Annotated in this window: 13 protein-coding genes; 1 reads left to right on the top strand and 12 read right to left on the bottom strand. The window is 42.8% G+C overall.

Features of this window, described 5'->3' with window-relative positions; all coding sequences use genetic code 11:
* Positions 1-46 precede the first annotated feature (46 nt).
* The 10 genes from BWD47_RS12250 to glyA form a co-directional block, all read right to left on the bottom strand.
* Positions 47-3,133, bottom strand: coding sequence for a ligand-binding sensor domain-containing diguanylate cyclase (locus tag BWD47_RS12250; protein WP_065979734.1), 3,087 nt, complete (start codon positions 3,131-3,133; stop codon positions 47-49).
* Between the two features lie 33 nt (positions 3,134-3,166).
* Positions 3,167-3,652 (bottom strand): phosphatidylglycerophosphatase A, encoded by a 486-nt coding sequence (locus BWD47_RS12245; RefSeq protein WP_036966334.1) that lies wholly within the window; start codon positions 3,650-3,652, stop codon positions 3,167-3,169.
* Positions 3,649-4,623 carry a thiamine-phosphate kinase gene (thiL, locus tag BWD47_RS12240; RefSeq protein ID WP_036966332.1) on the bottom strand — a complete coding sequence of 325 codons (975 nt, stop codon included), beginning with the start codon at positions 4,621-4,623 and terminating at the stop codon, positions 3,649-3,651. The genes BWD47_RS12245 and thiL overlap by 4 nt, the downstream gene beginning before the upstream one ends.
* Positions 4,624-4,667: 44 nt before the next feature.
* Positions 4,668-5,078: a transcription antitermination factor NusB gene (nusB, locus tag BWD47_RS12235; RefSeq protein ID WP_065979733.1), complete on the bottom strand. Its 411-nt coding sequence runs from the start codon at positions 5,076-5,078 to the stop codon at positions 4,668-4,670.
* Positions 5,079-5,093: 15 nt separating this feature from the next.
* Entirely contained in the window at positions 5,094-5,558 is a 465-nt protein-coding gene (ribE, locus tag BWD47_RS12230) for a 6,7-dimethyl-8-ribityllumazine synthase (RefSeq protein WP_036966328.1), read from the bottom strand.
* A 230-nt stretch (positions 5,559-5,788) separates the two neighbouring features.
* The gene (ribBA, locus tag BWD47_RS12225) at positions 5,789-6,904 is read right to left on the bottom strand and encodes a bifunctional 3,4-dihydroxy-2-butanone-4-phosphate synthase/GTP cyclohydrolase II (protein WP_065979732.1); all 1,116 of its coding nucleotides are present in this window, start codon (positions 6,902-6,904) and stop codon (positions 5,789-5,791) included.
* A 42-nt stretch (positions 6,905-6,946) separates the two neighbouring features.
* Positions 6,947-7,600, bottom strand: coding sequence for a riboflavin synthase (locus BWD47_RS12220; protein ID WP_036966322.1), 654 nt, complete (start codon positions 7,598-7,600; stop codon positions 6,947-6,949).
* 4 nt (positions 7,601-7,604) lie between these two features.
* Positions 7,605-8,744: a bifunctional diaminohydroxyphosphoribosylaminopyrimidine deaminase/5-amino-6-(5-phosphoribosylamino)uracil reductase RibD gene (gene ribD, locus BWD47_RS12215; RefSeq protein ID WP_036966319.1), complete on the bottom strand. Its 1,140-nt coding sequence runs from the start codon at positions 8,742-8,744 to the stop codon at positions 7,605-7,607.
* 2 nt (positions 8,745-8,746) lie between these two features.
* A complete protein-coding gene (gene nrdR / locus BWD47_RS12210) occupies positions 8,747-9,196 on the bottom strand; it encodes a transcriptional regulator NrdR (RefSeq protein WP_036966316.1) in 450 nt (149 codons plus the stop codon).
* Between the two features lie 108 nt (positions 9,197-9,304).
* Positions 9,305-10,561 (bottom strand): serine hydroxymethyltransferase, encoded by a 1,257-nt coding sequence (gene glyA / locus BWD47_RS12205; RefSeq protein ID WP_036966312.1) that lies wholly within the window; start codon positions 10,559-10,561, stop codon positions 9,305-9,307.
* Between the two features lie 294 nt (positions 10,562-10,855).
* On the opposite strand from glyA, the gene BWD47_RS12200 reads away from it, so the two are divergent.
* Positions 10,856-11,224, top strand: a complete 369-nt coding sequence (locus BWD47_RS12200; RefSeq protein WP_036966310.1) for a hypothetical protein — start codon at positions 10,856-10,858, stop codon at positions 11,222-11,224.
* Between the two features lie 34 nt (positions 11,225-11,258).
* Here the strand turns inward: BWD47_RS12200 and thrC are convergent, their stop codons facing one another.
* Together thrC and thrB are read right to left on the bottom strand one after the other, a co-directional pair.
* On the bottom strand, positions 11,259-12,542 hold the full coding sequence (thrC, locus tag BWD47_RS12195) for a threonine synthase (protein ID WP_065979731.1): 1,284 nt from the start codon (positions 12,540-12,542) through the stop codon (positions 11,259-11,261).
* Positions 12,543-12,560: 18 nt separating this feature from the next.
* Complete coding sequence (thrB, locus tag BWD47_RS12190; RefSeq protein WP_075594058.1) at positions 12,561-13,487, bottom strand: homoserine kinase; 927 nt, start codon at positions 13,485-13,487, stop codon at positions 12,561-12,563.
* Positions 13,488-13,494: the final 7 nt, after the last annotated feature.

The following is a 13,494-nucleotide window of genomic DNA, read 5'->3' as shown; positions in this document are numbered from 1 at the left end:
ACAAAATGTTATCACCACTATATATTAGTAAATCAAAAAATCATATCTAGCGCATCCAAATCTTGATGTCTGCTAGGCCATTCTCTTGTAAAACACTGAGTTGCTGATCAACATTATTGGTTTGTTCAAACTCAAATGCATCTAGCTGCTCATCAAAGGTAATATTAGCCACACCATCACCCCCGCGCTTTTTAACTTGATGCAGTGCAATATCAGCTAAATTGACAGACGTTTCCCAGCCAATTACTTGGCCGCCTAATAAAGGCAATGGATAAAACGACCAACCGATTGATGCGGTGATTGTTGTCGACTCACCATTTGGTAACCTAAATGAGTTACTCGCCACTGCTTCACATAACTCTGCAACATAATCATCTATCGCGGTGCGTTTAAAATCGCGCAGTAAGAGTAAAAACTCATCGCCGCTCCATCGAGCCACGTAGTCGGAACCTTGAGTACGGCTATTAAGCAACGTAGCCATTTGTTGTAAACAGCTGTCGCCTGCAAGCGGACCATACGCGTCATTAATACGGCTAAAATTATCAAAATTAATAATTAACAGTACCAACGATTTACCTTGTGCCTGCAATGACTGTGAATTTCGCTGAAAGTGTTCAATGTCTTTCGGTAATTGATCAAATAAGAAGCGACGACTACGAAGCCCCGTTAGCTCATCAGAGTGGCTGACTAACTTAAGCTGCGAGTTCACTTGGTTAAGTTTATCGTTAGCCTCACGAAGCTCTACGGTACGCTCAGTAACCAAACTTTCCAGCGCCAATTGCTTACGCTTCTCTTGCGCTCTAAACACCCAGAATACAAGATAAAACAATAGAATAAAGCTGCTGGTGATCAGCAACCTAAAGTAAATAGTCTCATCAAAGCGGCGCGGTACAATAAATGAATACTCTGTTCGGCGTGCTTTTTTCCAATCTTCACCCCGGCGTTTTGCTTCAAGTTGAAATAAGAAAGAACCTGGGGGTAAGTTAGTATAAATAGCTTCACGTCGCGTATTCGCGTATCGCCAATCATTGTCTAATCCGCTTAATCGATAACGAAATTCAATACTCGAAGGCGCATAATAATCAATCGCTGTGTACTTAATCGTTATGTCACGCTCATCTATTTGCAGCTCAGGTTTGTTACCTAATGTTGCGGTGCTCAAATGGCGCAATGGAGTAACAATATTTTCAATGCGTGGCTTTAATGCTTTCACTCCAAAAAGCTCTACACTTTTCGGAATCTCAACAACACCTTGCAAGCTTGGATACCAAATTGAATTTCCTGTATCTGCAACCGCATCATGGCCAAGCCCCGCACAACATTGACTCGCTTTACCATCGAGTTGACGATCAAACGATGAGATAACCTGCTCCACTTTCAAGCTTTCAATATCAGTACCAAACTGTTCAACCGGCATACGGTATACGCCTTTCATGGTACTAACCCAAATACGCTTCAACTGCTTGTCATACACTAGACTAAAAATAGAGCCATAAGGTAAACCATCGGTGGCATCAAGCTGCCGCCACTGCCCTTTTGTACTGCGATAAAATAAGCCGTCATTTAATGAGCCTATTAAAATGCCAACCCCTTCAATGTTTAAAATACTGGTGACGTAGGCACTTTCTAAGCTTGTTTGGTCGCCTATTTTTTCAATACCGCGGTCGGTAAAGTAGTAAGCTCCTTTACTGGTTCCGATAAGACCAAAGTTCTGTTCATCAAGTACATAAGTAATAAATTTACTACCAAGGAACGCGTTATAGGCAAATGGAGTAAGCCCCCCGTAACTTAAACGATACATACCGCGCCCAGTCCCTAACCAAAATCCTCCTTTATTGGAGCGACTAATAGCAAACACTGGGTTGTCTCGTAATGCACGGCCGGGCACCGTATATAAACTTTGGTTCTCGTAATAAAAAACGCCACGACCTGTTGCGATATAAAGGCGATCACCATCAAACTGCAAATCGTGCACAGCGGCACGACCAAATTGATTACTAGGGATTTTGTTAACAAAGTTTTTATTGTAATCGAAATAGCCAACACCACTTCGGTTAGCAACCCACAGCTTGCCGTCGGGGGCTTGGCTTATCGCCATTACCGCCTCGGTCATGTTAGAAATTGCTGAGTGGCGCTCAATACGCCCTTCATGTGCAAGCCATAAACCTTCACTAAAGCTTGCTAACCAAATATTATTTTGGTTATCGCGGAAGATATCTGCAAACCAAATACTTTGATCAAGTTGGCTCGGCTCTACCCATTGCCAGTCACCCGAGTTATCACGGAACAAGAGTCGCCCATAGGTTGAGATCCACAATGCCCCATCGGAGTCACTCATGAATTTATACACCGCCGAGTTACTCGCATTAGGCAAAGGAAATGGGCGTAGTTCATCGTCTAAATCAAGAAAGTAAGCACCCAGCTCAGAAGCAAGATACAAGTTACCTTCAAGCCAAGCCATATCATGAATAATCGTTTGCGCTAAACGCTCGGGAAGTGAGACTTTTGCGGTTAACTCTAAGCGCAGTTTCGCAAAATCAGATGAGGTATTGGTTAAGCGCAGTAAGTGACGTTCATTTACCAGCCAAATTCCTTCAGGAGAGAGCGCCATTTGACTGACAGAACCCACAATTTGCGTGATTGCGGTCGCGTTAGACACCGGAACACTTAACGCTGAGTTCTGTTGCAGTGCTACCTGGTTACGAGCGACATAATAAAGACCATTCGCAGCAATCCAAATACTGCCCTTTGAGTCTTCTAAAATGTCCCGCACGGGGCCTTTCACATTGAAAGTTTGCGACATCATGGTTTCGGGGTCGAGTGTGACTAACCCATTTTTGGTGCCAACCCACAGCAAACCATCACTATCAACTAATAGCTTGTTGATACCATTGCTTGGTAAAAAATCGCTATTTTGTGTATTAAAGTTAGTAAATGTATTACCGTCAAAACGACTAAGACCAAACTGGGTGCCTAGCCACATATAACCCTGTTCGTCTTGCGCAATGCTTTTTAATGATTGTGATGGCAAGCCATTTTGGATATTCCATTGTTTGACAACGTACTCAGTGATAGATGCAAACACCGACGTGCTGCAAAACATCAACAAACAAACCACTAGAAATCGCATCATACCTTTGCCACCAAGAAAACCTTAATTCATTGCTTAAAAAGGTAAAAGGCCACTTTTAAACAAAGCTTGAACACAAATCAATGAAAATACACCTGCTAGAATATCATCAGCCATGATGCCCAGACCACCATGTAAACGTCTATCAAGAATACGTATTGGGCCTGGTTTAGCGATATCAAAAAAACGGAACAATAAAAAACCAACTAACAGTGACTGCCAACTGAGAGCAGCACCAATCATGGTGATATAATAACCAGCTACTTCGTCCCATACAATGGCAGGATGATCATGTACCCCTAAGTCATCAGCTGTTTTACCGCATGCCCAAATACCAAACACACTAATCACCACAGCAAACACAATTTGCAACCACAGTGGAAAGTACATTGTAGTAAAAATTAGTGGCAACGCAGCAAAAGTACCAAATGTACCCGGCGCTTTAGGCGCTAAACCTAAACCGAAACCCAAACCAAAAAATTGATGTGGACGTTTTAAATTGAATAAACGGTTACTGCTCAAACCGGCTCCTTCGTAAAATGCTGAAATCCTTTACCTTGATAGTTAAATTTTTCACCATCAAGTAAAAGTTCAATTTCGCCTACGCCATTTTTGATTTGTCCAATACAACTGGCTTCAACGCCATACTGACGAAGCTTCATATCCACCATGCTTTTATTACTTTCTGGCACAGTGAAAAGTAGTTCGTAATCGTCACCATAATTTAAAATATAATCAAACTGCTCAGCACGCGGAATTGACGCATTCACGGCGTCAGACACCGGAACTTTATCAACATTTATAACCGCGCTTACTTGAGAAAGCGCTAAAATATGCCCTAAGTCAGCCAACAAGCCATCGGAGATATCGATTGCAGCAGATGCTGCACCACGCAATACTTGTCCTGCGGCAACACGAGGAGCGGGGTAATCAAAGCGGTTATTTAAATACGATAAATGCTCTGGTGCGATATTGAAACCTTGCTTGCGCGCTTCAATCGCCACACCTGCATCACCTAAGGGGCCTGTCACGTAAATCCAATCACCCACTTTTGCACCACTGCGACGCAGAGCTTTGCCTTGCGGTACGATACCTTTTGCACAAATAGTAATGGTGAGAGGCCCTTGCGTGGTGTCTCCCCCTATAATTTGCACATTAAAGTATTCGGCAATTTCATGCATCCCTTCAGTGAACTCTTCAAGCCATTCAACGTTTGCTTCTGGCAAAGTTAAACCAACCGAAATCCACGTAGGCTCTGCACCCATCGCCGCTAAATCACTTAAGTTGACGGCCAGTGCTCGATGTCCAAGTGCACGAGGAGAGATATCATCAAAAAAGTGAACTCCTGCAACTAGGGTATCAGTTGTCACGGCTAACTGACAGTTTTCAGGCACGGTGACCAACGCACAATCGTCACCTATTCCAAGGTTTACATCACGGCGGATAATACCGCGACCTTTAAAGTAACGATTGATTAATTCAAATTCCTTCATACACAAAAAAGCCGGCCCAAGCCGGCTCTCCTCTACGGGGTTACTTACTTACGCAGTTCTTTAACTGCTTTATCAAGTACACCGTTGACAAATTTATGACTGTCTTCAGCACCAAACATTTTCGCAAGCTCAATACCTTCATTGATTGCTACTTTATAGGGTACGTCTTCACGGAACTTAAGCTCATAGGCAGACAGACGTAAAATTGCTTTTTCGACCATATCTAACTCATCAGCAGGGCGTGCTAAATGTGGTGCAACAATCTGATCAAGTTGCTTACAGTTAACAACAACACCACGTGCTAGGTCTTTGAAATATTCGACGTCGATTTTAGTCACATCATTTTCAATTAACATTTGCTGTTCGATATCAGCAATTGGGTTGGCACTTAACTGCCAAGAATATACGGCCTGAAGTGCTAAGATGCGTGCTTTACGTCTTGCTGCTGGTTTCACAGAGATTCCTTAAACTTAAATTTTGTCTAACACATTAACCATTTCGAGCGCGCCTAAAGCAGCTTCGCCGCCTTTATTGCCCATTTTGGTGCCTGCGCGTTCGATTGCTTGTTCAATGCTTTCAGTGGTTAATACGCCAAATGCAACCGGGATATCGTACTCAAGTGATACTTGTGCAAGACCTTTGTTTGATTCGCCAGCGACTAAATCAAAGTGTGGTGTACCACCTCTGATCACGACACCGAGGGCGATGATTGCATCATGTTCTTTCTTTGCTGCAACGCGTTTCGCTGCTAAAGGTAATTCAACGGCACCTGGTACGTAAACAACAGTAATGTCGTCGTCAGATACACCACCTGTGCGCTTAAGCTCATCAACAGCACCTGCTAAAAGGCTGCTACCAATAAAGTCATTAAAGCGTGAAATGACAATGGCAAATTTTTTGCCCGGTGCGTATTTGTTACCTTCAATAATTTTCATTTAATAACCCTAAAAAATAAGTTTAAGCGGTTGCGATTGCGCAAAAATTACGGCGCATAATACCACAAAAATATAAAAGTCGCCTAGTTAACCTGAACTCTGGATAATAAATCTATCTCCAGCGGTTACTTTCAACGCTTACTGCCTTGAATTTACATGCAATAGGCCAAGAATACCTTGGCCTTAAAATTAGCTTGCTAGTAAAATTTGTTAACTAAGCTGTGCGTTAATTAAGACTGCGGCTCAACGTAATCAACCACTTCTAAGTGGAAACCAGACAATGCATGATACTTCTTCGGACGACTCATCAAGCGCATTTTCTCAATGCCAAGGTCTGCTAAAATTTGTGACCCCACACCCACTGTGCGTGACGTGCCTTGGAATTTACGATGACTGACATTTTCACCCGCATCTTCTGCTGCAAATGCTTTGACCGTTGCTTCAAGATCTTCGGTTGATTCTTGTTTACCTAAGATAACCAATACGCCGTTATGCTCAGCAATATAGGCCATTGCATCTGATAAACTCCAGCTACGATCTGCGCTGCGGTCTGACAGTAAAATATCGTTAAACGTACTTTGTAAGTGAACACGTACTAACGTAGCGTCATCTTTCGATACGTCGCCTTTTTGCAATGCATAGTGGAGCTGACCATCAATGGTGTCTTTATACGTCACTAAATCGAATTCACCGTGATCGGTTGGCAACTTACATTTTGCAACACGTTCAATGGTGGTTTCGTTTAGATTTCTGTACTCGATTAAATCAGCAATTGTACCAATCTTCAGACCATGCTCTTTAGCAAACACTTCAAGGTCGGGACGACGGGCCATGGTGCCATCGGCATTGAGAATTTCAACAATAACAGAAGAAGGCTCAAGACCAGCCAAGCGCGCTAAATCACAGCCCGCTTCAGTGTGACCCGCACGGGTAAGAACGCCGCCAGGTTGTGCCATAATAGGGAAAATATGACCCGGCTGTACGATATCACTTGGCACAGCTCCTTTCGCGATGGCCGCTTGCACTGTGCGTGCACGGTCTGCAGCTGAAATACCGGTTGTTACGCCTTTTGCAGCTTCAATCGACATTGTAAAGTTTGTTGAGAAAGCCGCTCCGTTATTTTTAACCATTAACGGTAATTCTAACTGCTGACAACGCTCTTGAGTCATGGTTAAACAAATTAAACCACGACCATGCGTTGCCATAAAATTAATAGCATCTGCACTTATGTGCTCTGCTGCGATAATTAAATCGCCTTCATTTTCTCTATCTTCATCGTCCATTAAAATAACCATTTTACCGGCTTTAATGTCATCGATAATTTCTTGCGCGCTGTGTAAATTCATAATGTGCCCATGAGAGTATGATTAATAATGACGTATCTTCGCTTATTTAATAAAACCAGCTTGCGCTAACAAGCTCATAGATATGTCTGAACGGGAAGGTTGTTCAGCCCCTTTGATCAGGCGCTCTAAGTAGCGAGCAATTTGATCAACTTCTAAGTTAACCTGCGTGCCCACTTGAAATTCTGCAATCGTCGTTTGCTCAGCGGTGTGTGGAACAATGGTCAGCTTGAAGCGATTTTGCTCGACCTCATTCACCGTTAAACTAATTCCATCAATACATACCGACCCTTTATACGGAATGTATTTCATTAAATTATGGTCGGTACTTAGCCAGTACTCTGTTGCTCTGGCATTGGCGGTAATGCTTTCAACTGTCGCGATGCCATCAACATGGCCTGACACTAAATGCCCACCAAGGCGAGAAATTGGCTGCATGGCCTTTTCTAGATTCACGGTTTGGCCTTTTTTATAGTGCGCAAACCCTGTCAGGCTAATGGTTTCATTTGATAAATCAGCACTGAAGCCATCGCTATGTTTAGTAACTACTGTTAAGCACACACCATTTGTTGCAATACTGTCGCCTAGTTTTACGTCTTTCATATCCAAATCATTACTTTGAATACGAATAGCGAGATCACCTTGTTTTTGTGTTAATTCAACAATTTTACCTGTTGCTTCAATTATTCCAGTAAACATAATGCTACTCTTTATCTTCAGTGTGTGTGGCTTGCTTTGCTTTGTACGCTGTTAAGCGGATATCGTCGCCAATTATCTGTGTATCGGTAAACGTTAATTGAGTGACATCACCCATGGCTGTTACTTCTGCAAAGTTTAGTAAGCTTTTGCCCATATCACCTATTAACTTAGGGGCAATATAAACAATGTATTCGTCTATTAGGTCTTGCTGTGCAAAAGCGCCCGCTAGGGTTGCTCCTGCTTCAAGCCAAATATGATTAAATTGTAATTCGGCTAACCGTGCTAAAACGGCCGATAAATCAACTTTATTCTTGTTAGCTGCCACCACTTCGTGTTTTACAAAATGTGGCCATTGCTGCTGATTATCAAGCTGTGTTGTGAAAATAATCACCGGACTCTCAATACTAAATAAAGCGAGATCTGGGGTGAGTCTGTTTTGCGAATCGATAATCACACGTGTTGGCTGACGTATCGGCAATGATGTTGGCATTGCAAATGGCAGCTCTTCAGTACGCACATTTAATTTGGCGTTATCACTGATAACGGTATCTGCACCACTCAAAATTGCGCAGCTTTGTGCGCGAAATGCTTGAACGTCTTGGCGTGCTTGCGGACCCGTGATCCATTTACTCTGGCCGTTATTAAGTGCCGTTTTTCCATCTAAACTACAGGCCATTTTACAGGTAACGAAAGGCAACCCTGTTTCCATTCGCTTCAAAAAGCCTTTGTTTAAATCGCGCGCCTGTTGCTCAAGTAACCCAGAGGCAACGTCAATACCTGCATCAGCCAATATTTGTAAGCCACGGCCACTGACTGCTGGATTTGGGTCTACCATTGCAGCAATCACTTTACTCACACCGGCCGCTTTTAGACCTTCAGCACAGGGCGGAGTACGACCATAATGACTGCAAGGTTCAAGCGTCACATAGGCTGTTGCCCCTTTGGCATTATCGCCAGCAACGGCCAGTGCATTCACCTCGGCATGACCCTGCCCGGCAAGTTGATGAAAACCCTCACCAACTATATGGCCGTCTTTAACAAGTACACAACCCACATTAGGGTTTGGCGTCGTGGTAAAACGGCCCTGTTTGGCAAGCTCAATAGCGCGTGCCATATAAATGCTATCAAGTTCAGTGAACGACATGCTTAATCACCTAAACGGGCAATTTCTTCGCCAAACTCACGAATATCTTCAAATGAGCGATATACTGAGGCAAACCTAACATAAGCTACTTTATCAAGCTTTTTGAGCGATTCCATAATACACTCGCCGATTAAATGGCTTGAGATTTCACGCTCTCCGGTGGCACGTAGCTGTGATTTAATCACGTTAACGACTTCTTCGATTTGCTCTGTACTCACTGGGCGTTTTTCTAATGCGCGGTGCAGGCCATTTAATAATTTGTCTTCGTTAAAAGGTTCTCGACTACCGTCTTGCTTTATCACCCTTGGCATAACAAGTTCAGCACCTTCAAAGGTGGTAAAACGCTCGTGACATTCGTTGCATTCGCGACGGCGTCTAACTTGGTGACCACCGCCAACAAGTCGTGAATCGATTACTTTAGTATCTTTTGCTGTGCAAAAAGGGCAATGCATAAGGTTAAACTTCCGTTTATAAAAAACAAAAAAAGACCGCTTAATAAGCGGCCTTTATAATAGCAAAAAACAACACTATTGTTATCTTAATTACGGTTTAACCAGCAATTAAGCGTAAACAGGTAGTTTTTTACAGATTGCTTTAACTTTCTCTTTTACTTCTGCTTGTACTGATGCATCGTTGATGTTGTCTAGTACGTCACAGATCCAGCCAGCAAGCTCTTTAGACTCAGCTTCTTTGAAACCACGGCGCGTAATTGCCGGAGAACCAATACGAAGACCCGACGTTACAAACGGTGAACGTGGGTCATTTGGTACTGAGTTTTTGTTTACTGTGATGTTTGCATTACCAAGGGCAGCGTCAGCATCTTTACCTGTGATATCTTTATCAATTAGGTCTAGAAGGAATAAGTGGTTGTCTGTTTTACCAGAAACAACTTTATAGCCACGCTCTTGTAACACTTCAACCATTGCTTGTGCGTTTTTAACCACTTGCGCTTGGTATGTTTTGAATTCAGGCTGTAATGCTTCTTTAAACGCAACCGCTTTAGCAGCGATGATGTGACATAAAGGACCACCTTGGCCACCCGGGAATACGGCGCTGTTAAGCTTTTTATAGATCTCTTCATCACCACACGCAGAAACAATTAGACCGCCACGAGGACCCGCTAGTGTTTTATGAGTTGTTGTTGTAACAACATGCGCGTGAGGAATTGGGCTTGGGTATACGCCAGCCGCAATAAGACCTGCAACGTGTGCCATATCTACGAATAAGTACGCATCCACTTTATCAGCGATTTCACGGAACTTAGCCCAATCAACGATACCTGAGTATGCAGAGAAACCCGCAATGATCATTTTTGGTTTGTGCTCTAGTGCTAGCGCTTCAACTTGAGCGTAATCAATTTCGCCCGTTTCTTCATTTAGGCCATATTGAATTGCGTTGTACGTTTTACCAGAAAAGTTAACGTGTGAACCATGCGTTAAGTGGCCACCATGAGCTAAGCTCATACCTAGTACGGTGTCATGTGGCTGAAGAAGCGCTTGGAAAACAGCCGCATTAGCTTGTGAACCAGCGTGCGGTTGTACGTTTGCGTAGTCTGTGCCGAATAACTCGTTTGCACGGTCAATTGCTAATTGTTCAACAACGTCAACGTGCTCACAACCGCCATAGTAACGTTTGCCTGGATAACCTTCAGCATATTTGTTTGTAAGCTGAGAACCCTGTGCTTCTAGCACGCGTGGGCTACAGTAGTTTTCAGACGCGATCAGTTCGATGTGCTCTTCTTGACGAGCCGTCTCTTTAGTGATGGCTGCAAATAACTCTGGATCGAAATCCGAAATATTCATGCTACGTTCTAACATGGGGTCTCCTAAGGCAACGTGTATGGTGTTTTTTTGAAGGCTATATTGTACGCTGAAAACGCACATTTGCCTATCGTGTAAAGATGAACATATTTAAACAGGGATTGAATTTATTTCACAGTGTTTTAATAATGATATTTTTTTATTGATACATAACGAAAATTTATGAATTTAAAATATTACATAGGTTTTTAAAATGTCATTTGCATAAAAAATAGCACACAGGCATTGCTTTTTACTATTTTCAAACTACCCTAATAGTCTTAATAAATATCAAGGATGGTATAAAATCTCATGTTAGCAAAACCTCTTTACGAAGCCGCCCCCTATGGCTACTTTATCCTCGGCATTAGTTGCATCACATTAGCAAATAATGTGGTGCCTACAGTCATCGGTATCGTACTCTTTTTACTGGGTGCAAATATTTGGCGAATGCGCTCGAATGCAAGACGCACAGATCATTCGAGTCAACGAGTAAATCAAAGAAAGCTCTATTATTACTATGAATTTAAACCATTTATTGTTTTTATTGCGGCATATACCTTGATCCAATGGACACAAAATGAACTGGTTTCAGTGATTGGCGTGTTACTGTGTATTACCGCTGTGGTGATTCTTGTGATGCGAATTTTAAACCGGCATAGTCATTCAATATTGCATTAAAAAAGAGCGGCTCAGCCGCTCTTTTTTATGTTTTTTACGCCAGTTTTTTTAACAGCTCAGTACGTAAAAGCTGGTAATCACACACAATATCTTCTGCAAGACATTGCTTTGCTAACGCATCTGCTAAAGGCTTTGGCATCGGTAACTCAATCTCGAGTATTTCTTCCACGCTTTCTTTAAATTTAGCGGGGTGTGCTGTCGCTAAAAAGATACCCGCACTGCCCGGTGCAATGTTTTCTTTTAAGCCTTGGTATGCAATCGCAGTATGAGGCTCTGCAACATACCCTGTTTGATGAATTTTTTTCATCACCTCTTTGGTTGTCTCTTCATCGACACAGCTTGAATAAAAGTCATCATAACTAAACCATGCATTATCTAACATGTGCTGAACACGCGGCCAATTGTTTGGTTTACTCACATCCATCGCGTTCGATAACGATTCAATCGTTGCGTTAGGAGCCCACTCTTTATTTTGCAAGAAACGAGGTACCGTATCGTTTTGGTTGGTTGTTGCACTGAGTTTTGCCACTGGCATCCCTAGTACAGCGCCAATCATCGCAGCACACACGTTACCAAAGTTTCCACTTGGTACAGAGATATGCGCTTTAGCACGTTGCGCTTTTGGCAATTGCGCTATTGCTTCAAAGTAGTAACACACCTGTGCAACTAAACGACTGATGTTGATTGAATTCGCTGAGTTTAACCCTAGCTTTTCTTTTACTTCATCATCGAGAAACGCTTGTTTTACCATGCTTTGGCAATCATCAAAGCTGCCATCAACCGCATAGCAATGAATGTTGTTGCCTAACGTAGTGAATAGTTTTTGCTGTGCTAGCGAAATTTTGCCTTTCGGATATAGAATAACCACATCAATATTCGGTTTGTTGTAAAAGGCATGCGCAACCGCAGCACCTGTGTCACCCGACGTTGCGGTTAGAATTGTAACTTTTTCTCCTTGGCTAAATTGTGCAAGACACTCTGCCATAAAACGCCCACCAAAATCTTTAAACGCTAATGTTGGCCCGTGAAAAAGCTCTAAACAGTAAATATCCTTTTCGACTTCAACAAGTTTTACATCAAAGTTAAACGCATTTTGTACCATCTCAGCAACGGTGTCTGCGGGTAATTCATCCCCAATCAAATGGGATAAGATTTTGCTACTGCGAGTAACAAAGTCCAAATCTAATAAAGCATCAATATCAGCAATAGGCGCCAAGCTATCTGGAAAGAAAACGCCTTGGTTACGACCCAAACCCGTTTTTACAGCTTCAATAAACGACACCTGTTGTGTTGCATCTTTTAAATTATGTAATTGCATTGTAGTTCCTTAAATTCTTTATAGCTGTCGTGTGCCAAGCTGATCAAGCTGGCAAATATGGCAAAAACCATGTTCATTAATGTAATTATCATTAAGCCACGCTGCGCATTGCTTAGCGGCTTCTAGACTTTTACACACTGTAAAAAGAGTCGGTCCAGCACCCGAAATACTCACAATCTCAGCGCCAAGTTCTGGTAAAGCATGCTTCGCCTCGCTAAACCCGTTTATAAGTGGTGCTCGGTGTGGCTCAGCAATTTCATCACGCATAATTGATAAGGCATCATCAAAACGCCCTGTCAGTAACAAGCTGCTGAATGCTGACAATCTTTGTGCGAACTCGACACTGTCATGCATTGATAGTTGCGTGGGTAAAACCGAGCGAGCTTTTGCCGTATTAAGAGAAAAGCCAGGAAAAGCTGCCACGTAATACCAGCGCTCATCAACCGGTAACGCAATGGATTTATTGGGAATAAGATCGCCTGTTAACTGTAAACCACCTAGGTAACATGGCGTGATGTTATCGTAATGACGACCACCACTCACAATCGCCTCAAAATCAGCCATAAGTTCAATCAACTGCTCTTGCGATAACTCAGTTTTAGCAAACTGATCAAGCGCAGCAAATGTAGCAACCACAGAACATGCACTTGACCCAAGCCCAGAACCGATTGGTAAGTTCTTTTTAAGCTCCAGTTTCACTGTGGGCATGGCCGGTGCAACATGCGCTTTAAAATGAATAAGGCACTGATAGGCAAGATTTTCTTCTGCGTTAGCTGGTAACTTACTGGCATACTCTCCTGAGCACACAAATGTGTCTTGCTCAGCTGCAGATACCTCAACCACATCACCAAGTAGGCTGCCATCAATAGGTGCCAATGCGGCACCTAAAGCATCAAATCCAACCGCAAAGTTACCGATAGAAGCCGGTGCGTAAATACGGATCATAACCTTC

Origin of the sequence: Pseudoalteromonas sp. PAB 2.2, from assembly GCF_001938575.1 — a bacterium.
GTDB classification, from domain to species: Bacteria; Pseudomonadota; Gammaproteobacteria; order Enterobacterales; family Alteromonadaceae; genus Pseudoalteromonas; species Pseudoalteromonas lipolytica.
The sequence above is the reverse complement of the archived record's forward strand: the minus strand, read 5'-3'. Positions and strand labels throughout refer to the sequence as shown.